This is a genomic window from Pseudobutyrivibrio sp. MD2005, from assembly GCF_000621865.1.
GTDB lineage: Bacteria > Bacillota > Clostridia > Lachnospirales > Lachnospiraceae > Pseudobutyrivibrio.
This window is the reverse complement of record NZ_JHXE01000001.1, coordinates 267,215-288,811: the sequence shown is the minus strand read 5'-3', so window position 1 is coordinate 288,811 and position 21,597 is coordinate 267,215. Positions and strand designations below refer to the sequence as shown.

The 21,597-nt window shown below is 37.8% G+C and carries 18 protein-coding genes; all 18 read right to left on the bottom strand.

Annotated elements, in window-relative coordinates; translation table 11 throughout:
- The 18 genes from T498_RS0101355 to T498_RS0101270 all read right to left on the bottom strand — a co-directional run bounded on the left by T498_RS0101355 (position 1) and on the right by T498_RS0101270 (position 21,593).
- Complete coding sequence (locus T498_RS0101355) at positions 1 to 837, bottom strand: NAD-dependent epimerase/dehydratase family protein (protein WP_028234366.1); 837 nt, start codon at positions 835 to 837, stop codon at positions 1 to 3.
- A 207-nt stretch (positions 838 to 1,044) separates the two neighbouring features.
- Positions 1,045 to 2,130, bottom strand: a complete 1,086-nt coding sequence (locus tag T498_RS0101350) for a hypothetical protein (protein WP_028234365.1) — start codon at positions 2,128 to 2,130, stop codon at positions 1,045 to 1,047.
- A 3-nt stretch (positions 2,131 to 2,133) separates the two neighbouring features.
- Positions 2,134 to 3,507, bottom strand: a complete 1,374-nt coding sequence (locus T498_RS0101345) for a sugar transferase (protein ID WP_028234364.1) — start codon at positions 3,505 to 3,507, stop codon at positions 2,134 to 2,136.
- Entirely contained in the window at positions 3,507 to 4,445 is a 939-nt protein-coding gene (locus T498_RS0101340; protein WP_028234363.1) for a glycosyltransferase family 2 protein, read from the bottom strand. The genes T498_RS0101345 and T498_RS0101340 overlap by 1 nt, the downstream gene beginning before the upstream one ends.
- 15 nt (positions 4,446 to 4,460) lie before the next feature.
- Positions 4,461 to 5,921, bottom strand: coding sequence for a hypothetical protein (locus tag T498_RS0101335; protein ID WP_028234362.1), 1,461 nt, complete (start codon positions 5,919 to 5,921; stop codon positions 4,461 to 4,463).
- Entirely contained in the window at positions 5,922 to 7,175 is a 1,254-nt protein-coding gene (locus tag T498_RS0101330) for an O-antigen ligase family protein (protein WP_028234361.1), read from the bottom strand.
- Between the two features lie 14 nt (positions 7,176 to 7,189).
- The gene (locus T498_RS16025) at positions 7,190 to 8,725 is read right to left on the bottom strand and encodes an MBL fold metallo-hydrolase (RefSeq protein WP_051524529.1); all 1,536 of its coding nucleotides are present in this window, start codon (positions 8,723 to 8,725) and stop codon (positions 7,190 to 7,192) included.
- A 13-nt stretch (positions 8,726 to 8,738) separates the two neighbouring features.
- Positions 8,739 to 9,884: a DUF6077 domain-containing protein gene (locus T498_RS0101320; protein WP_028234360.1), complete on the bottom strand. Its 1,146-nt coding sequence runs from the start codon at positions 9,882 to 9,884 to the stop codon at positions 8,739 to 8,741.
- Positions 9,884 to 10,585, bottom strand: coding sequence for an acylneuraminate cytidylyltransferase family protein (locus tag T498_RS0101315; protein ID WP_028234359.1), 702 nt, complete (start codon positions 10,583 to 10,585; stop codon positions 9,884 to 9,886). Before T498_RS0101315 ends, T498_RS0101320 begins: the two co-directional genes overlap by 1 nt.
- Positions 10,582 to 11,634, bottom strand: coding sequence for an N-acetylneuraminate synthase family protein (locus tag T498_RS0101310; protein WP_028234358.1), 1,053 nt, complete (start codon positions 11,632 to 11,634; stop codon positions 10,582 to 10,584). Before T498_RS0101310 ends, T498_RS0101315 begins: the two co-directional genes overlap by 4 nt.
- On the bottom strand, positions 11,624 to 12,466 hold the full coding sequence (locus T498_RS0101305) for a glycosyltransferase family A protein (protein ID WP_028234357.1): 843 nt from the start codon (positions 12,464 to 12,466) through the stop codon (positions 11,624 to 11,626). The genes T498_RS0101310 and T498_RS0101305 overlap by 11 nt, the downstream gene beginning before the upstream one ends.
- Positions 12,463 to 13,659, bottom strand: coding sequence for a glycosyltransferase family 4 protein (locus T498_RS0101300; RefSeq protein ID WP_028234356.1), 1,197 nt, complete (start codon positions 13,657 to 13,659; stop codon positions 12,463 to 12,465). The genes T498_RS0101305 and T498_RS0101300 overlap by 4 nt, the downstream gene beginning before the upstream one ends.
- A gap of 38 nt (positions 13,660 to 13,697) precedes the next feature.
- The gene (locus T498_RS0101295) at positions 13,698 to 15,323 is read right to left on the bottom strand and encodes a DUF2142 domain-containing protein (protein ID WP_028234355.1); all 1,626 of its coding nucleotides are present in this window, start codon (positions 15,321 to 15,323) and stop codon (positions 13,698 to 13,700) included.
- Position 15,324: 1 nt separating this feature from the next.
- Positions 15,325 to 16,365 (bottom strand): sugar phosphate nucleotidyltransferase, encoded by a 1,041-nt coding sequence (locus T498_RS0101290; protein ID WP_028234354.1) that lies wholly within the window; start codon positions 16,363 to 16,365, stop codon positions 15,325 to 15,327.
- Between the two features lie 213 nt (positions 16,366 to 16,578).
- Positions 16,579 to 17,745 carry a LegC family aminotransferase gene (locus T498_RS0101285; protein WP_028234353.1) on the bottom strand — a complete coding sequence of 389 codons (1,167 nt, stop codon included), beginning with the start codon at positions 17,743 to 17,745 and terminating at the stop codon, positions 16,579 to 16,581.
- 17 nt (positions 17,746 to 17,762) lie between these two features.
- Complete coding sequence (locus T498_RS0101280; protein ID WP_028234352.1) at positions 17,763 to 18,740, bottom strand: NAD-dependent 4,6-dehydratase LegB; 978 nt, start codon at positions 18,738 to 18,740, stop codon at positions 17,763 to 17,765.
- Positions 18,733 to 20,166 (bottom strand): capsular polysaccharide export protein, LipB/KpsS family, encoded by a 1,434-nt coding sequence (locus T498_RS0101275; RefSeq protein ID WP_155950998.1) that lies wholly within the window; start codon positions 20,164 to 20,166, stop codon positions 18,733 to 18,735. The genes T498_RS0101280 and T498_RS0101275 overlap by 8 nt, the downstream gene beginning before the upstream one ends.
- A gap of 68 nt (positions 20,167 to 20,234) precedes the next feature.
- Positions 20,235 to 21,593, bottom strand: coding sequence for a lipopolysaccharide biosynthesis protein (locus T498_RS0101270; protein WP_028234350.1), 1,359 nt, complete (start codon positions 21,591 to 21,593; stop codon positions 20,235 to 20,237).
- Positions 21,594 to 21,597: the final 4 nt, after the last annotated feature.

Genomic DNA, 21,597 nt, shown 5'->3' with positions numbered 1-21,597 from the left:
TCATTCTCCTTTAAAGCTCGAAAGAATCTTATCTATCTTTGTGTTATCTCCCCACACAGCCTTACTATCATAAGGTCTATCAGGGAATGTGCCGTATGCCAAGCTTATTGCAAATCCATTGTCTTCAATAAACTTTTCAACACGGTCTGCAAGTTTCATAGGCTTACCTGTGCAGCATTCAATAATGCCTAATACTTCATCCTGCATAGATGCCTTTGCAACCTGTTCGCAGAACAAATCATAGTCTGTAAAATCAAACTGATTCTGCCCTGTGGTGAATGGGAATGTAACATCACCAGCCTCAGCTGCTGCTGTAAGCTTTGAGAAGATGCTGCACCCCTTATGAGCATTACCCACTATATAGTAGCCTCTGAGCCATTGAAGCTTAGTATTATTCTCTTTGCAAAGAAGAATTGTAGCTTGTCGAAGTGCATTTTTAGCTATTCCATACAATGACTGCGGTGCGCATGGTGTATCTGCCTTGATGCAACCTTCCATAAAACCTACTTCATGCATAGTTCCCATAACGCAAAGCTTTCTGATACCAGCCTTGCACATCTTTTCAAGGAACTCATAATGATGTGGCAAATCATTCATATGATTAGCTGATGCATGTCTGAATCCATCACGCCAAGCCAAGTGAATTACCACATCAGGCTTTTCAAAATATCCATATGGATCTTCAAGCTTAAATAAATCTGCATCAATTCTTTTAGCTCTCTCGTCCACATCATCTGTGTGAAAATCTGTGGCTACAACCTCAGCCCCTAAATCAAGCATAGTCTTCACTACGCCTTGGCCAATATAACCATTTGCACCTGTCACCAAATACTTCATCTTATGTACCTCTAATCCGTCGTCTTTCTATTGAACACCACACTGTTTATTCGACACGCTTTCGCTCTTTGCGCAACGTAGCAGTACTAAGTTCGCTTCGCTCACTAAGTGCTGACGTTGCTCCACGGTCTCATAAACAGTATGTTATTCAATCTCAAGCCGACTCATCTAAACTATTTACCAATTGATATATTACCCAAGTCTACGTTAACGAAATAGATTATCCAACCATGCATGAATGCTGTAGCGTTTGCGGAGGTCTTCGTTCTCCACATATGGTTTATCCAGCCATGCGCTATCTGGCAATACGAAGGCTGAGTAATCGCCTGAAGCTTCTGCTTCATCAGCCTTTTTCGCAAGGTCTTCTAGGACAATTGCATTATCGCTGTTGTAGAACTCGTAGTCCTTCAAATAAACATTATTTGTAACGATTTTGCGTTTGATACCAAGTGTTTCCATGGTACGCATTGTGAGCCCCTGCTGTGTCTCATTTGCTAAATCTAATACTGCCTTTGAGTGAAGGCAAGCATCACGAATGTCTTGTGGTGAGAAAGGTTCGAAGCTTACGATATCCATATCAAGATTCTTTACAAGCTTTGGATCTGTAAATTTCTTTCCCTTGTACACACTAGGTGCTAAATAAAGCTTTAAGAAAAGCTTCTTATCTGGATTAGCCTCCTTGAAGGCCTTGAAATAACGATATCTAAATGGGAAAAATGCAGATACTGACGCGTAATCGTATTTGTTTTCTACATCCTTATCAACTAATGTGGCATCAAAATCATCTGAGTAGAACAATGGAAGTAGCTCATAGTCAGAATGATTTTTGGCATCTACTGAATCAAATGTTGCTCGGTGGTCGAATAATCTGCCAAGCTCACCCTTGTGGTTCATGTTCTCAAATGAATCCCAAGCATAGTAAATAGTCTTAGCACCTTCCTTTAGAGCATTTGCATTGATTGTATTTACCGTCTCTTCGGTGATTATATTGCCTCTGATAACAAGAAAATAATCATAGCCGCCTGCTGGCATCTCTGCAATAATTCTGCTTGCAAGCTCCTTATTGAACTTCTCGAAGATGTTGCTCTTTTTGAAAAGCTTGCCCAATCTCTGCAGAATCAGGAACTTGGAGCGCTCAGGCTCCTCGTCATAAAACATGACATTTGCCCCGCGGGCAATCATATCATCTCTAATCTTAGTTTGGTAGGAATAGAAATTTGGCATGATTATCAATATGTTTTTCAGTTTTAAATCAACTTCATACTCAAATTCTGTATTCTGTAATGTTCTCAAAATTTAGTCCTCTTTTTTACTGCTGCTTGCATCAATAGATGCTAATATCTCATCTGCAGATGCAATCTTATCAAAGCCCTCTGTGCTTTCTTTCTTGAAAACAATTCTTATAGTCATAAGAATAAGCTTTACATCTAACAAGAAACTATAGTTTTCAATATACATCAAATCAAGCTTAATCTTATCGTAAGCTGATGTGTTGTACTTGCCGTAAATCTGAGCAAAGCCTGTAAGGCCGCCCTTTACTTTACTTCTAAATTCAAACTCTGGTATAGCTGCTGTATATTTTTCAACATGCTCTGTTCGCTCTGGACGTGGTCCCACAATAGACATGTCGCCCTTTATAATGTTGAAAATCTGTGGTAGCTCATCGATTCTTGTAGCACGAATCACGTGACCTACCTTTGTAATTCTATCGTCGTCATCTGTAGCTGGACGCTGCTCTGCATCTTCGACCATGCTACGGAATTTAAGGATATCAAATACCTTACCATCTTTTGTTACACGAGCCTGCTTATAAAAGACAGCGCCGTGATCTTCAAGCTTAATTGCAATGGCAACAATAACCATAAGTGGTGAAAGTACTACTGCCGCAATTGCACAAAGCAGTACATCAAAAAATCTCTTAACAAGCTCTTGCTCAGGCGCAAGGCCCTTTGTATTAATCATAGTAAGTGGGGTATCAAACTGATGAATATCCTCGCCACCTGCAATGATTACATCTGAAATCTTTGGTGTAATATATGTTTCGATTTCATGCATGTAGCAATACTTAAGCAAATCGTTTCGCTGCTCTGCACTAACATCGGAAATAACGATACCATCAAAATTTTCAAGCTCTTTGAAGATGGCATCTAAACCTTCTTCAATGCTAATAATCTTTTTAATATTGTAACTATCTGAGCGAGTATCCATTTTCAGCTTGAGCCCAACCGATTCCTTCACTCCATATACCATCAAAAGCTTGCTAGCTTTGGAATGTCTGTAATAAATAAAAAAGAAAATATATACAAATATTCCCGAAATCACATAATCAATAGCCGTAAGCCCTATAATAGGCTTAATAGAAATCATTCTGTTAGCCATCAATGAAAGCTGTAAATAGGTGATTACGTTTGAAATACCGATGGCAATCCACTGTGAAAACAACACATCTGCCATTCTAAGAATTCCATATTTGAATCCATCGCACAAATGTATAATCACAAGATTAAGGATGAAATATACACCCATGAATACATACTTACCACGGCCCCACATAGGATGAAAATCATTCCAGTTGAAAATGTGATTCCAGTAGATATACAAGTAAACAAAAGTAAGTATACATAACTCTATTAAGCTTTCGATTTTTCTGATGGTATTTTTGTTTTTCACTAGTCTTCTGACTCCTTAGTGTACTTTTCCTTGATAATAAATTGTGGTGAATTGTTACCGTTAATGAAGATTCTTCCTACGTATTCACCTAACATTCCAAGCATCAACATCTGCATTCCGCTCATGATTAATATAGCAGCCATCATTGATGTCCAGCCTTCCACATCACCGTTTAGCAATGTTCTAACCACAATAATCGCAAGTAAAACAAATCCTACTATTGTTGCAAAAACGCCAAGCACAGATGTAACTCTAAGAGGCTTGATTGAAAATGAAATAAATCCATCAAACCATAAGCCAATAAGCTTACTTAAAGTATATGTGCTCTTACCAACTTCACGAGCTTTATGCTCAACAAATACGTTTGCAACATTATCTGTCGCTCTAAGAATAAGTCCCCAAATATAAGGATATGCGCCCTTATACTTAATCATCTGGTCTCTTACAAAAGCTGTGATAACAAAATAGCTGTTAAGCTCTATATCCTTAGGCTTACCAATCAAAGATGTAACCATCTTATCATTTAGGTCATGACCAAACTTTTTAAATGCAGAATCTTTTTTTACATGGTACTTTGCAAATACAGCCTCATAGCCCTTTTCGATTTCATCAAGCAGCTTATGTGCTTCTGATGGAGGATTCTGACCGTCATCATCAAGCACTACCATGTAATCACCAGTAGCATTAGTAAGGCCACACATTGTGGTAGCATCCTGCCCGAAGTTCTTAGACTGATTGATTGCCACAATGCGGCTATCTTCATCTGCTAATGACTTTAATACGTTGAAAGTATTATCCTTTGAGCCATCATTAACAAGCACTATCTCAATATTATAATCTGTCTTTGGAAACTCTTTACGTATATCATCTACTACATCTTTGATAGTATCCTGCGAATAGTAGCATGGAATTACGAAAGATATCTTTTTATCAAACATATAAAACCTCACTGCTTATCTTATTTTATATACAATTGTATCTCCGTATGTTGCAATAACTTCGCATCGCTCAGCTAGGAAATCATTTAAATCTCCCTCTGGGCTGTATGCAATATATTTACTATTGAGATTATCCCAATTTTCACGGACATAATCATCTAAGCAACTATTTAATGCGAAGCCCTCTGGGATGGCATACATATCATTAGAATATGTCAATCTAGTAGAGATGACTGTATTATCCCACTCATTATCGCTTAATTCCATTACCTTGCTAAGTTTTTCATGTCCATCTTCTATAGCTTCGATTAAAGCCTTGTTCTCTGGTATCAGCTCTGTAAAATGAGCATCTGTTGAGAACCAATTAGTATATATAAGAACAGCTATCATAATATATGATGCTTTCAATTGAACTTCAGAATAAGCTATAAGCATAACTGCTATCATGCAATATGCCATTAAATGTCTGCAGCCTTCCTTTGCTGTATAAAGAGTCCACATTGCGATTATAAGTGCAACCCATGAGAATAAAAGTGAATAATCGACAATGTTTTTATTCTTAATGCATCTGCGAATGATAAATGGCACTACCAATAGATAGATAATATACCAAGAGCCACGCATATTCTTTAAAAGCACTGCCTCCCACATATACTGTAGGCTTTCGATAAAGCCCATAAGGTTAAGCTTTACAAATGCCTTTGGATGTGTAAGCCATTCTGTATTAATATCTGGAACAAAGTATTCTGCCAAGCAGAAGTGTACTATGAGCACAAAGCCTACTGCTGCTACTAAAGCTACAATCACCTGTATGATGATATTTAAGCTAATCTTTTTGCTATCATTGTATAGTATAGCGAGAATACAAACTATGAAAAGTATGTAATAGCCTCTCATTAATGTGAGATAAACTAATACAACATCTGCAAATATCAACCAACCTAAAGACTTAGGATTCTTATAAAGCTTAACAAACGCAATTGCAACCCACAAGAAACATACTGTTATAAGTGTCTCTGGTGTAGCTGAAAAGATGTATCTAATATTAATTGAATAACTTAACCATACTAAGCCAACAAAAACCTGCTGCTTAAGAGATGGACGTAAAGCAACTGCAAACAATACAAAAGATGCAAGCCATAATACAAGGTTTATTACTACAGGAGTCATGTAATTCCACCCAACAAGCTTACCAATTGCAACAAATGGCAAATACATTGCTATACTCCAACCACCTAAGTTGCCCCAAATGGCATGGCTTTCATTGTAACCGTAGTATCCCTGAGGAAGTCCGTAACGAACCATCGCCTCAATCATTTTATAATACCATAGTTCATCATTCCAATCTGAGCAAGCGATTGATATATCTCCGACTCCGACTTTATATTTAAGCATATATAAAGCCATTCCTAATATAGGTGTAAGAACCGCAATTACCATTATGGCTATATTTCTTTTAGTACTATTCTCTTTCAACTAGAGTTCCTCCCTCTTTAGGAATGTGTAAATAACTAAATATGTAAAATAAGGTGTCATGTACTTGTAGTACATATCAAGACCTAAATCCATAAAAACAAATGAGATTAAAAATGATGCACAGATTAATTTAATCTCCTTGCTATGGCTCTTTATTGTATCAATAACTAATTTAAGTGGTAACCAGTAGTATGCCACAAATCCAACAATACCAAAGCTAAATAATAGCTCCATATAATTCATGTGAGTCTGCACGTGTCTATATGCTATCTCACCACTTTCTAGATGATATTCTTCAAGCTGAGAATATGACATTCCAAGGAATGAATAAAATCCATGACCAAAGATTGGTGTCTCCCAGAAATGCTTTTTAAATGCATCGATTATTGCAAGTCTCTGACCAGTACTTGTATGTAAATCGTACTCACTGGTATCTGCAAATGCCGTAAACACTTCTGCTATACGATATCCTAATGTTCTGTAAAGGATTGGCACTGTCATAAGAGCTATTGTAGCAATCACTCCAACTCCTACCAGGCAGGCTATGTATTTTCCAGCTTCTTTCTTACTTTTTGCAGTTCCCAAAAGCATTATTCCAATAACTAACACTAGTGGTAGCGCAGATGATTTTGAGCCAGTAAGAACAATTCCAACTCCACCTATTATCGCAAATGCGATATAAGCCTTAATCTTTCTAAGAACGATTGTTGAATATAGAATTGGAATCATCATTAATAAATAAAGGTTTCCAGTATCAATATCAGAACCGCCTGGTACCTTTCCTAATCTAAAGAATCGACCTTCTAGAGCATCGCCCCAGAGATGATCTGTTTTCATAGATGTAATGTATGTAGCAATGATGATTATAATACCAACAATACTAAGAATCTCTATCATATCATCACTGTTGTGCCAGAGAATCTCGTAGCAAAGAACTGCTGGCAAAATAGTGAGTATAGTGTATTGCATGCTATAAATATTGCTATTGCCACTAAACAAATCAAAATGACCATAGATAAATACAATAGCTTGGAAAATCACAAGCCAAAGTATTGCCACATTGAAAATACTCTTTTTTGTTTTATTAAAATCCTGCTTTGTCAGAAACAGGCAAAAGATGAAACCAAGTATATCAACAGCCAAATTACATGCTATTGCGTAGCCTTTTGTAACTCCGTGGTCACATCTAAAATATATTATTAAAGCAAGTAGAATAATTGATATTATCTTTTTATTCTTTTCAATGAATGTCATTTGATTTCTCCAATTTATAGTCCAAATGTGTTAGGTGCGGTGCTATACCATACGATTCTAGAACCAAGCTCCTGTAAATATGATGCCAATGCTCCAGCTGTATATTCTGGACTAAACATTATTTTATCTGGTGTATCAAATACAGCAACCTCAGGATTTACAGCTTCATAAAAACCTGTCTCCGTAGGCATGCTGTTGTTGCCGTGGTGGCCGCATTGAAGTATATCTGATTTAAGCTTATCGCCATATGTTTCAACAAAATATTTTGCCATATATTCACTGTGGCAATCTGCGCAGATTAACATGCTGCGATTGTCTGTGGCCATTTGAAATACTAGTGAATCGTTGTTAGGTATATCTGTGCCACAATCTACAACTACATCATCATAAGCATTGAAAAATGTAATTGTTAAATCGCCGTAGGTGAGCACATCATCACGACTGACATAATTTATATTATCAGCCTCCTCAGTGACTTCTAAGAATTTTTCATAGGAATCAACATCATCCCACTCTTGCGCCACCGAATAGAACTTTTCTGAATCAAGTGGTGTGACATACACATCTTTTATTTTTATACCCTGAGGCTCTTCGTAAATCGCATTAAATGAATCTACATGGTCCTGATGATAATGTGTGATTATCCAAGCATCCACATTGCCACCTTTTTCTTTTATGGCATCTCTAACCACTTGCTCATTTTCGGCATCGCCACCATCAATTACAAGCAAAGTGCCATCCTCAAGATTCTCTACTGTATAAAACATGCCCTGGTCACCTGATGCCATAGGATATTCTGTCACAAGCCATGTAGGGTCATTTGGCATCAGCACAGCATAATTAGCAGTGCGTCCATATAACGTAAATCCGAAGTTTAGATATGCATTAAGTATATCTGGTATAGCAGATACAACTACGTAATCCACATCCTTCTTTTTCGCATATTTCACTACTGCTGCAGCATCTGGCTTTTCATTTGTAAGCTCATAAGCTTCATCAGGAAGTGAGCGGGAATAAGGCATGGAGAACCTACTATCCATCTGCCTTAAATAAACGGCAATATCCTGAGGTGCCATTATTCTAATCTGATCACCTTCGTAATCTGCAAACAAATCACAGATTGTTACCACATCCTGTGGAACCTTATTGCGGTTTTCAGCTTTTGTGTACCAATCCTCTGTGTAGATGCAATTGCCCGCTAGCGCAATGACAACGCAAATCACTATGAGGCCACCAAGCTTTTTTATTCCTGAAAGCTTTTTCAAAACCAGTGTAAACATGTATGCAATGACTAGCATCACTGGAAGCAAAGTGAAAAATCTCAAGTAATACTGATCAAAAGTAGTCTCTTCTAAAATCTTTCGGCTCACAAAAAGCGTAATAGGATTATATATGAAAACGAGCACCAGTATGGAATACCATAAAAAGGTGTATCGTTTTATTTTTTCTTTTTCTAATAATAGTATTCCTATCAGACCTGCTATGAAAAGCAACGGGAAAAACCAGCTTCCCCAGTAGTCTGTAGTAACACTAAGCAGATATTTTAACATACCACAAACACCTTTATTCTACTCTGAATCTAAAAAACTTAAACTCATGCATCTGCATATCATACTGAAGCATACAAATCAATGCATAAAAGATTCCTAGATATATAGGTCCAATCAAACTTGCAAGTAAATACTTGATTCCACATATTTTCTTGTGGTATACGCACATCAAGGCCCATACGAAAATAGCGATTGGCACCACAAACAATAATGACTGTGATGTAATTGAACATGCGCCAAGGGATACTGCTACAATCGGTAATAAATTAGCTTTATCGTATTCTCGTTTGTACTGCTCAAATAAATAAACTGTAAAGAAAGGAACTGCAATAATGGAAAGCACTGCCTTGCCTTGCCAGATAGCGCCAAGCAATCTAAATGTTCCTGAGTAATGAGAATACAATCCGAAAATATATCCCATTGATAACAGAATAAGAAAAATCATTCTGTCATCTGTTTTTGAAAACAGAAATCTAGCAATGTAGTAAAAGTTCAAGTAAGCAATCAACAACAAGAACACCGGCAAAATAGTATGATAAACAGTAGTCACTTCAAAGCCAGATGTCTTGGCTACCATTGCCACGTATGTTCCCCAAGATGCTACAGCTCTTTTAGCTGAAACATTTGGCATGGAACCATCAATAAAATTAACGTAAGAAACTGTGTCACTTGAGATTGCATCGTTGCTAGTAACAACATAATCATAATCATCATAGGACCATTCGTTAATTTCATAGGCATAAGCCATATATAACTGAACTAGTAATAACGCAATTACAATCAAGATATAGATGATTGAAAACTTATCATCAGTGATTTTTTGCTTAGTACCATATATCTTAAACTTTATTCTAGCAGGTAATTTTTTAATCTTATCCCTTCTGAGAATAGACCATACAACTAGAGCAATAAGAATAATTCCTGAATAAATGCTTGTAAGCGCAGTGAAGGCGCCAGTAACTGGATCCACAATTGTTTTCCAGTTTTGCCGCCATTCAAGTATCGAATACAAAACGTAAAAGATTGCTAAGTTACCAAAGAATCCTATCAAGTAGCTCTCAATCCATTTACTTTTTGTTCTATATGTAATTAGTCTGCCCACTGCTATTGGCACTATAGTAAAGTGCAATAAAAAGGCCAATGCTCTAATTAATGTCATTAGTTAATCCCTAATTTTTTCTTCATCATAAATTCTGCGATTTCAAAATCTATTGGATAATCTATATCAATTGAATCCTGTCTGCTCATGATGTATGCATAAGTCTCGTCACAGTAATATGTGCGCTGTTCCTTAAGAAGCTTATAATCCAAAATATAGATTGCACCATTAGGAACATAGTAAGTTGCATTTGTCTGGCGATTAGCCACATTAGAACCAGACTGACCAAAGCCTGCATTCTTTATTCTGCCCTGCTCATCCATCATGTGATACCAGCCTACAGGACATTCAGCCTCTGTAAATGAAATAAGTGTTGTGGCGCCATCCTTTTCAAACTGCTCAATAGCTTCGTTGATGTTTTTCTCATCACGAAGTGGAGCTGTTGGAAGAAGCACCATAAACTTATCTACAGGCTTGCCTGTTTCATTCATAACAAACTCTGCTGCATGAATATAAACATCTATAGCTGATGCTGTATCGCTAGCCAAATAATCAGGACGCATAAATGGAACCTCTGCGCCCGCTTCTCGGGCCACTCTTGCAATATCCTCATCATCTGTAGTAACAATGACTCTATCAATCTTATCTGCTTTAAGGGCTGCCTCAATAGTATGCACAATCAGAGGCTTGCCACATAAATCCTTTATATTCTTTCCTGGGACACCCTTACTACCGCCCCTTGCTGGAATAAATGCAATCATACGAGATCCTCCCACTGGAAGATGTCGTCGTATTTTACGTCGTGCTTGAGCGCGCGTCCGATAACCATTTCGTAATGCTTTGGGGAGATTCCTGTGCCTGGGCGTTTGTATGCAAGATCCTCCAGTGTAAGTACGTGACCTGCTGGCATGTCGTACTTAGCAACGATTGAACGCTTGAACTCTTCGCGACGATTCTCGTCCTCTACAACTACCTTGCGGTAACTACCAAGCATAGCGTAACCTTCTCTAGCAGCATCGCAGATAACCTTAAGCTCTTCTGGGTTGGCACTAACCTTGTGGTCCCAGCCTTCCATGTTCTTATCCATAGTGAAGTGCTTTTCAATGATGCAAGCGCCCTTGGCAATACTCATAATTGGAGCGATTGTTCCAAGTGTATGATCTGAATAACCAACTGGATAATCGAATACTTTCTTGTACATATCCATGTTGTTGAGGTTAACATTTTCATCCTTTGGTGGATAAAGTGAAACGCAGTGAAGAATTGCAATTTCCTTACATCCGCCTCTTTCAAGAGCAGCAATTGCAGCACATACATCTTCCATTCCTGTAAGTCCTGTAGAAATAACTACTGGCACTCCCTTGCTTCCGATGTACTCAAGGAAAGGAATGTTTTCTACATCAAGGGATGCAACCTTGATAAATGGAACATGTAGATCATCTACAAGTAAATCAACACCTTCGTTACTGAATGGTGTAGAAACAAAATCTATATCTAGCTCATCACAGTACTTCTTTAATTCGAAGTGCTCCTCACGAGATACTGCATATTTTTCCATGATTGTTCTAAGAGAATAATCTGTACGATTGCGATAATCGTCTGCAAGGAAGTAATTGTCCTCGTATTTCTTCTTTGAAAATAAATCATCTGCAGTCCATGACTGAAGCTTTACAGCGTCTGCTCCACATTCTTTCGCAGTCTTAATGAGTGTTCTAGCTAAATCCATATCACCATTATGATTAGCGCCAAGCTCTGCAATAACATATGGTCTCTGATTTCCTGCAACTAAATCGGCATAATTAAATCTCATAATTGTCCTCCATCTGAATGTCACTCCACCAATATCCCTGATGATCAGCTCTTGCTGAAATGGCATTTATATCTATATCTTCTAACTTAGAAAGTAAATCTCTGAAATAATTATATCTCTTGGCGAGATTTGTATAATGAACCTTTTTTACCTCTAGCTCTTTTTTGATGTCTCTTGTGACACCTACCTCGTTATTATCATAAATACGATAAATAGTAGATGTATTTGGCACCAAGTTGCCATAACCCACATCTAAAAGAAGTCTTGAAAAAAGGTACCAGTCAAACACAGGGCAATCTCCCTCTTTTAAGGAATCAATAAAATCCTCTGTCACATGGTTTAAGTTGATTGCGGATGTAGACATTCCAACAAAATTCCCTTGGGAAATCTGCTTGATACTTTCAGCCTTTGTTGGAAGTGTGCTGAACACTTCTTTTCCACCATCCGTAACTAATTTATTATAAAAGAATACTGCAGATTTGTCTAATTCATAGGCTTTCTTAACCTCTTCTACTCTGCTTGGGGCAAATGTATCATCCACATCCCCCATAACCATTAGGTCGTAGCCCATTTTCTTGGCTGATGCCATCATTTGAATACGAGTACCAGATATGGATAAATGCTGGTCAAACAAATCTACTACATGAATCTTTAAACCTGTTGTTAATGAATTAATCTGGTGTTCCACATCTTTTAACTCTTCACTGTTAAAATTATCATTAATTATCAACAGGTCGAAGTCTTTGTCGGTCTGGTTATCCACAGATTTGATGTATTCCGGTATAAAGCTTTCAGCTTGTTTGTATATTACTGTTGTAAATACTGTTTTCATCGTAAATATGTGTCCATATAATCCATAAGTTTCTTTTTAGAGAAGTGCTCACTGTTATATGCAAGAGCGTTTTCTCCCATCTGATTCAACCTATCCTTAGGAAGATTTCGCATAGCGATGATGTTCATAGCAAGTGCTTTGGCATCTCCGATATCAGAGCACATACCACAATCTGCCTCACTGATAACTCTGGCTGTCTCGCCTTTTGCAGATGCAACTATAGGCATAGCACATGCCATATATGACTGGAGCTTAGCTGGGATAGTCTTAGCAAACAGCTCATCATCTGCAAATGAAATAAATGCCACATCACCTTTTGCCAAAAGTCCTGGAACCTCGGTTGGCTTTACTCTTCCTGCAAACTCAAATAAATCCCAAACGCCTGCTGCAGTAATGCTTTCTTTGAAGCTTTCTCTAGCACGACCATCGCCTACGATTGTAAATCGAATATCCTTTATTCCCTCTGCTCTAATGATTGCTGCCGCCTTTGGAAGAATCTCAAGGCCCTGAGCCTGACCAATGTTTCCTGTAAAGATAACATTAAAGCCTTTGTGCTCCTGCTTTTCCTGTGGCTGATAGAACTCTTCTGCGTACTGAGGCCAAAAACTTACTTTATCCTTTTCATCCTCGTCTACGTATTTACGAATTGAATCAACGAAGCTTGGACTGGTTCCCCAAATATGAGTACAGCCTTTATATATTTTTCTAACCATTCTCTCAATAGGCTTAATAACTATTGGTGAATGAATTCCTGTAATCATCTCTACATTTTCAGGCCACAAATCCTGTACATACAAAAAGCAAGGTATATGGTGCTTTTTGGCATAGGCTACACCTACCTTGCATTGATTCATTGGTGAGGTCTCAAACATGTAAACCTCATCAGCCTTTATCTTTGTAAATAGGTTCCAAAAGAATCCAAAGAATGGAAAACTGAAGTAGTTCAGCACTAGCTGGAATCTGTTATTACCGCTTGGAATAAGCGGTATACGATACACATCTACTCCATTAATAACTTCATGTCTTCTTTTGAAAAATCCATAACCCTTATATACTTTTCCCTCTGGATAATTAGGAAAACCAGTTACAGCCGTAACCTGGTATCCTCTTTTTACCCATTCAAATGCCATATCATTTATCCTGAAATTTTCAGGATAAAAATGCTGGCAAATAATGATAATATGCTTTTTCATATATATTCTCTTCTATTTTTTAGTAATAGTTCCAGCGTTTAGAATGGAGCTGGCATTCCATCTCGCAAATGTAATAAGAAATATAATGTGCCACAAAGTGAAAATGCTAGCACAAGATTCTGTACATAAATAAGTGTAAGTGCAAGCTTATTCTCTTTAGCATTAGTTCCAAGGATAATTGATAGAGCCATGTATAATGGAATCAAATATCTGTATGAAATCTGAATACGCTGGCTATCTGTAGGTGTGAATCGTGTCATACAGCCGATAAATATTGCAACGATACACACGAATAATCCAAGGCCGATAAAGATATATTGCCACTTTGTTAAGCGCTTACCTTTAATGCAAACTATACCAATAATCAAGATGGCGAGTAATGCTAATATGCATGCTGTTGGAACTTTTGCGTTGAGCATTACATGTCCTAATTCACTTCCAACTACATGCTGAATGTTGTACCAAAAATCTACTTTGATTCCTTCTAAGGCAAACTTAATGGTCTCCCATTTATGATCAAGGAAATATTCCCAGCTAAGTACCTGTCGTGATGGATCAACCTCAGAAACATCAGCATTGTAAGTCCAGAATACTAGCTTAACAACTCTATAGAAATACGTGATAACAATCTTATCTATAACAACGGCAGCACCTGCTACAATAAATCCAAGTGTCACATATTCATACCACTTCTTACTGAGGATGACATCTGTCCACCATTTCTTTACAGGAATAGCTAAAATCCAAATAGCGAAAAGCGCATAAACTGTCTTGTTAGGAATCAGGAATACAACGCAGATTCCAAGGATAATTAAATCCCATGCATGAAGCTTTACATGAGGCTGTCCGTAGTACAAGCATAGTGTTAAAAGTGCAAGTGAGAATAAAATACTCATGTTGTCGTATGAGTATGAACTACACAGATGCAACACTGCTGGGAACAGCGCAAATGTAAAGAACTGATGCTTTCCTACAGGAAGAAGCTTCAGTGCAATCCAGCCTGCAATTATTAATGACAGTGAATTCATGAAACGTCCCAAGAATATTACACCTGCAAATCCAAAGTGAAGAAGTCGTGCTATTGTAATACCGAATCCAGACACTAAATATCTAGATGCTTTTGTTGGGGCGATATGACATTCAACATTGTCCTGCATATCATCTGCATGCTTAACCCAATTACCATTTGCAAGTACTGCATACTGATATGGGAATGTAACATCTAAATAAGGGAGCATGTAATAGTCTTCCGCTCTCATGTAGAAGAATGTATCATCTTCCCAAACAGTTCCGTGGAATCTATCAAGGCCAAGGTTATGATCCTTCATTCCCATCATAATGTTTGAACAGTGATATGCACTGTAGAAATGAGTAGTCTCATCAACACCAGAAATAGGTGGCATTACAAGCTGCATACCAATTGTCCATCCTAAGGACAGAATTACAAATAGTCTAGGATAATTCCATTCTTTGTTTTTTAAGAGCAATCTTAGTACAAATAGAACCATTGCAATCATTACAATGAAGATCACTGCATAGTATAGGTTGATTCTTAGACCAGCAGCTTTATTAAAACAGTTCTTGAAATAAAAAAACAAACTGTATGCAATCGTGATAACTGCACCTAAAATGGCTCCGATTTTAAATATCTTTTCTTTTTCCACTCTATTTTCCTCTAAGTCTACTTTCCATCTTGCTTAGTTCATCAAGCTGTCCCATATCCATCCAAGTGTTTTCGTTTATAGGATAAACACCTGCTTTTTTACCATCGTTTTTGATTCTATTGATGATATCTGGGAATCCAATGAATTCTCCATCCTTAATGTAATCGATTACCTCTGGCTCAACTACATAAATACCTGTATTTGTAAAGAAGCTAAACTCTGGCTTCTCCTTCATATCTGTGATATTTCCGTGCTCACCAAATTCAACGACTCCGTAAGCCACCTGGAAATTTCTTAAAGAGCAAACCATTGTAACTAAGTTGCCTTCTTTTTTATGGTGCTCATATATCTTTGAATAATCTTCTTCAATGAGGATATCGCAGTTTGTAAGGATAAATGTCTCATTAATCTTGCCTCGAAGAAGTGCAAGACCTCCACCTGTTCCAAGTGGTTCATCCTCATCAATATATTCGATATTATATGGTCTTTCCGCCTCGCCAAAATATGACTTAATCATATTTTTCTTATGATTTACTATCATAATCATTCTGTCTATTCCATAGTCAGCAAAGCTATCCATAATAAGCTCAGCGATTGGCTTTTCACCTACTGGAATAAGTGGCTTTGGCAAAATTCTTGTGTATGGATAAAGTCTTGTGCCTTTACCACCTGCCATCATGACAACAGGTGTGCTTAATGTTGAATGCTTCTTGTAGTGATTCTCACTCCAAAAAACTGTATCGATAACAACACCATTTTCATCAACAATAGGCAAGCCTTCGATATTATGACGACGTAAGAAATCTCTAGCATCAGCCTTTTCATCTTCAGTAATGCTACGAGGTTTATAATTTGCAATCTTTTTTACAGACTCATTTAAATCGCCACCAGACAAAATAAAACGACGCACATCGCCCTCTGAAAGAGCTGCCAAAAGCTTGTTGCTATCATCAACAATAAACACTGTGCGTCTGCCACTAGCATCAAATGTACGCATCGCCTGTAAAATGCTGTCATCTTCTCTAATTAACACATTATCCATATATCTACTCCATAAAATTCTACGTTAACAATCAATAGATGCTCTTTCGGTCACTAGATGTTCCCTACAGAGCACAATTAGATTGTTAACTGAATTTCACCAACAAATCTTTACGTTAACAATAATTAGATTCTCTTCCAGTCACTAGATGTTCCTTTCAGAGAACAAATATATTGTTAACTAAGATTTGTTCATCTAATTTCTATAGTTATTTTAATTACCAAATGTTTTAACCACGTCAAGAACACGCTTTACACCTGCTTCGTCGAGGTTTGTTGAACATGGTACATTTACAACACGTTTCCAATACCATGGTGCCTTTTCTAATTCATAAGTGCGTGCACCTTCGTATGGCACCTGATCTGAAATCAAGCCCCAAATAGGACGTGACTGAATATGAGCTTCCTTAAGTGCTTCGATAAGCTTATCACGACCCTCTTCATCGTTCTCAAATACAACTGAATAGAACCAGTAGTTGCTGCGAATGCCCTCTCTGAAATCCTGAACGTGAAGTCCTGGCATCTTATCAATAGCATCTTTGTAGAGATGATAGTTCTTCTCTTTTGTCTTAATGAAATCTTCTAGCTGCTCCATCTGCGCAAGACCAAGTGCTGCCTGAAGATTTGTAAGTCTATAGTTATAACCAATTTCATCATGAATGAAATTAGCCTGATCTGCTTTTGCCTGAGTTGTAAGGTGCTTAGCATGAGCTAAGATTGCTTCATCATTTGAAACAATCATTCCGCCGCCACCTGTTGTGATAATCTTGTTGCCATTGAATGAATAGCAGCCAATATTTCCGATTGTTCCAGCATACTTGCCAGCATACTTGCCTTCAGTATAATATGTCCCAAGAGCTTCTGTAGCATCTTCAACAACCTTGATATTATACTGCTCAGCTATAGGCATGATAGCTTCCATATCGGCCATGTTACCAAATACATGAACTACTACCATTGCCTTTACATGACGACCTGTAGCTCTATCAATAAGCTTGCCATCTGTGAAATCACACTCTTCTTCACAGAACTTCTTGAGCTTGACTGGGTCGATGCATAAGCTATCATCACAATCCATAAATACTGGTTCTGCACCAATATATTTTGTAGGATTAACTGCCGCGATAAATGTAAGAGTTGGAACAATAACTGCATCCTCTCTCTTTACACCACAAAGCATCAAGCTAATATGAAGTGCTGATGTACCATTCTGAGTACTAACAGCCGCAGGTACATGCACATACTCTGCAACTTTCTTCTCAAAATCTGATACGTATGGACCTGCAGTAGAAACCCACTCTGTCTCAACAGCATTAGTAACATACTTTAATTCATTTCCCTTTAAGTTTGGCACTGAAAGTGCAATAAATTCATCTGACATTTTAAACACCTCTTAATTTAAATATTGTAAATGTCTACCTTATACTTATCTAAATTATGACGTAAGAATTCGATTGTCTCGGCTAAGCCCTGCTCAAATGTATACTGAGGTTTCCAATCTGTAAGCTGAAGAATCTTCTCGTTAGAACCAAGAAGACGATTAACCTCAGACTTCTCTGGGCGGAGACGATCCTCATCGCAAATAATACGAGCATTAGGATTAATCTGGCGGATAAGCTCTTCTGCAAGCTGTCCGATTGAGATTTCCTTCTGTGTTGCGATATTTATTTCCTGACCGATAGTCTTATCACTTTCGTACATAGCGATGAAGCCATGTGCTGTATCTTTTACATAGTTGAAATCACGTGTTGGTGTAAGTGAACCAAGCTTGATTTCTTCCTTGCCTGCAAGAAGCTGTGTGATAATTGTAGGAATAACCGCACGAGCTGACTGACGTGGTCCAAATGTGTTAAATGGACGCACGATTGTAACAGGCAAATCAAATGAACGATAGAATGACTCAGCCAATCTATCTGCACCAATCTTTGTAGCTGAATATGGTGACTGGCCCTGGTACGGGTGTTTCTCATCGATTGGCACATACTGAGCTGTACCATATACCTCTGATGTAGATGTAACAAGGACACGTGTGCCAAGGTCTCTAGCTGCCTGAAGGACATTAAGTGTACCCTTGATATTTGTGTCTACGTAAGCATCTGGGCTATGATAAGAGAATGGAATTGCGATAAGTGCTGCTAAATGGAACACTGCATCTACGCCCTTCATAGACTCTCTAACGCCATTAGGATCGCGGACATCACCTGCGAATACCTCTACGTGATTCATGATATCCTTTGGAAGAGTGTCGAGCCATCCCCAATTATTAAATGAATTGTAATAAACAAATGCTCTTACTTCATAACCCTTTTTAACTAATTCCTCAACTAAGTGAGAACCAATAAATCCATCTGAACCTGTAACTAATACTTTACTCATGTTTCATCTCCTTAAAATACGAATACATTGATTCCGCTACGTCTGCTAGGTTCTCGTCTGATAGACGCTCCTTGCTTAGTACGTAGGTATTTCCTTTGCGAGCATGGCTCATGTATACGGCCATGTACTGTACGATTTCATCTCTTGTTGGACGCTTGTATTCAGCCATCATCTTTTCGTAATTTCCGAATACTTCCTCCAGGTACATAACGCCTGGAGCGCCCTTGTATATAATGTCGCCACTCATGAATACTGGATGGCGAAGCATCATTGCTTCCTGCCCTGCTGTGCCAGTCAAAGTTGCAACACACTCGCTCTTTTCAATGAGCTTGATTGAATCCTCCCATGGGTCGATTAAGACTACATTTGGATATAATTGCAACTGCTCATAAAAGCTATTTTCACGAATGCCTAAGAACGAATAATGTTCTTTTACATATAATAATGTATCTGCAGGCAACGATTTAGCCAAATTATCAATGAAATACAGCTGTTTTTCATACTTCTGTGCACATACAATTGTGGTAGCCTCCGGCTGCATGTGAAGTGGAAAGTATACAAACTTCTTGCTGTAATCAGCTTTTTTGAAATACTTCTTACCCTTTGAATATCTAAGGTAGAACACCAACTGGTCCATTGTATGCTCATACGCTTTGTAATAAATGTAAGAGCCCTTATCCCTTGTGAGCGGATTGAAAAACCTCTGTCTCAAATAGAAAAATGGCAATATAAAGAACAATGCCTTCCACTTTGGCTTCTTGCCAGAGAACTTCATGAATGCAGGCTTTGAATGCTGCTCCTCAAACTTTGTAAGGAATGCATCCGCTGCTGCACGCTGCTCCTCAGTAACAGGAATATTCTGATAGTCAGCCTCCATATCATACATCTTTTCAAATGGATCATTTAAGATGTAATGATGTGTCAAATCCATGCCACAGGCTCTCATGAACATTAATGAATAGTAACCTGTGTTTGTCTTCTTTCCAACCAAATATGCTGCGTATGTGAGAAGTGTTGCGATAACTTCATCATAGAAGAAATCTACATGATATGTGTTAAACACATACTCCCAAAACGCAAAAAGACCTGCAGCTGTATGCACGCAGTAATCATAATCTCTATATATTAAATATCTGTCTGTGTAGATGTATTTCCACATCGGCTGTGCATCGTATTTCTTTTCGAATTCAGCCATCTTTTCCACTGTGAACTCATCCCAATGGGTATTCATGAATTCTGAGATTTCACAAACAGCGATATCCTTTTTTTCTTCTTCGTTGAATTTAGCCCATATATAGGCCGATTCCTGCTTATCACAGGTAATGAAAACTGCCTTTACATCATCATGAGCTTCTTTTAATTTTTTGTATACAGCTGGCGAAAAATCCTCAAAGGGACGCCTAGCCATAAAACATATTGTGTACACTTGTTTCTCCTAATCAATTATTATAATCCGTATGTATCTTAAAGAAGTTTCTTACCATTGTCAATCAATCAAAAAATCACCGAATATACTGCAAGTCCTGGTACCAGTATTGATACTGCAGGCCCCCAGCTATTAATAAGTAGTTTCCACAATGAAAACTTAAAACGCTTTGATAGCTTGATTACTAGTAAAAGTGAGTACAGGGCATATGAAAGACCTGTACCGATAGCCACCATATTAATGCTTCTCTCCACAAATAACACAAGGCTACTTGAGAAGATTGCATTGAAAATGCACAAAGCAATTGAATTTGCTATCAACGATTTATTAAGCTTGAGCACTGAGAAAATGTTGCCATAAAGCATCGTTGTGGAATATATTGCAACTCCAATTACAAGTATCTGTGTTGCCTTTGTTCCATCTGTGTACATTGGCATAAAGAAATGCACAAATACAGGCATTACATAGAATACAAATAGGCAAGCAGCGCCTGAAATAAGTGCGGTGATTCTTGTAAAATATGCAGCTTTATTTAACAGCTCATTTTCATCATGATTAGCTCCATACAAATGGCTAACCTTTATATAGAACACTTGTGATATCGTCTGTGGCACAAGCACCATTGTGGTAAATCCCATAAGTGGTACGGAATACACACCAAGTGCTTCTGTAGACAAAAATCCAAGTATTACAAACTTATCCACTGACTGGACTATTGTCCAGATTAAGCTATTGATAAGAAGAGGTAATCCCCCGATTATCATAAGCTTCATATACGGAATGTCAAATGTAAGCTTTGCTCCAGCGAAAGCTTCGCTTCTAAACATTATGATTCCCAATAAAGCTGATGCAATTGTCATTGCATACAAACCGTAATATCCTGACACATTTATTGCAATTACACCAATAATAAGTGCAATAACTGTTCTTACGAAACCTATAATCGCTGATTTATTATAGTGCCCGTTCATCTTAACTGTTGCATTTGACATATCATCAAAGCTCTTAAGAAAGATCATTATTGGGCAAAGCATATATCCAAATGCGTAGTAGGTACCCTCAGTATCACTACCTATTGCACCTCTATAATGTATGGCTACCCAAGCTTCAAAGAGAACAAATATTATCGTATATACGATAACCATAAATGTCATTGCTGTATTTTTGAGCTTGTTGGCCTCAGCCATATCTCGCCTGCCAAGTGCTTGAGGATAGTCCCTATTGTAAGCATTTAATACACCAAACTGTGCATAGTTCATATAAGTCATAGCAAGCAGGCATGTACTGTATATTCCAAGGGGTTTTGTCGCCACTATCGACTTATTATATACGCTAAATACGAATGACATTGCTGAACATGCAACTGTGGATAATGTAACTAGGATGAAGTCAGCATTTTTTATCTTTTCAATTATTTTAGTAAACATATTA

What these genes read in the sequence shown, in the direction of transcription:
- T498_RS0101310 (WP_028234358.1), bottom strand. Translation starts at nt 11,634, where the DNA reads ATGAGATTTAATTATGCCGATTTAGTTGCAGGAAATCAGAGACCATAT.
- T498_RS0101280 (WP_028234352.1), bottom strand. Translation starts at nt 18,740, where the DNA reads ATGAGTAAAGTATTAGTTACAGGTTCAGATGGATTTATTGGTTCTCAC.
- T498_RS16025 (WP_051524529.1), bottom strand. Translation starts at nt 8,725, where the DNA reads ATGTTAAAATATCTGCTTAGTGTTACTACAGACTACTGGGGAAGCTGG.
- T498_RS0101340 (WP_028234363.1), bottom strand. Translation starts at nt 4,445, where the DNA reads ATGTTTGATAAAAAGATATCTTTCGTAATTCCATGCTACTATTCGCAG.
- T498_RS0101305 (WP_028234357.1), bottom strand. Translation starts at nt 12,466, where the DNA reads ATGAAAACAGTATTTACAACAGTAATATACAAACAAGCTGAAAGCTTT.
- T498_RS0101270 (WP_028234350.1), bottom strand. Translation starts at nt 21,593, where the DNA reads ATGTTTACTAAAATAATTGAAAAGATAAAAAATGCTGACTTCATCCTA.
- T498_RS0101330 (WP_028234361.1), bottom strand. Translation starts at nt 7,175, where the DNA reads ATGACATTCATTGAAAAGAATAAAAAGATAATATCAATTATTCTACTT.
- T498_RS0101285 (WP_028234353.1), bottom strand. Translation starts at nt 17,745, where the DNA reads ATGTCAGATGAATTTATTGCACTTTCAGTGCCAAACTTAAAGGGAAAT.
- T498_RS0101355 (WP_028234366.1), bottom strand. Translation starts at nt 837, where the DNA reads ATGAAGTATTTGGTGACAGGTGCAAATGGTTATATTGGCCAAGGCGTA.
- T498_RS0101300 (WP_028234356.1), bottom strand. Translation starts at nt 13,659, where the DNA reads ATGAAAAAGCATATTATCATTATTTGCCAGCATTTTTATCCTGAAAAT.
- T498_RS0101290 (WP_028234354.1), bottom strand. Translation starts at nt 16,365, where the DNA reads ATGGATAATGTGTTAATTAGAGAAGATGACAGCATTTTACAGGCGATG.
- T498_RS0101320 (WP_028234360.1), bottom strand. Translation starts at nt 9,884, where the DNA reads ATGACATTAATTAGAGCATTGGCCTTTTTATTGCACTTTACTATAGTG.
- T498_RS0101315 (WP_028234359.1), bottom strand. Translation starts at nt 10,585, where the DNA reads ATGATTGCATTTATTCCAGCAAGGGGCGGTAGTAAGGGTGTCCCAGGA.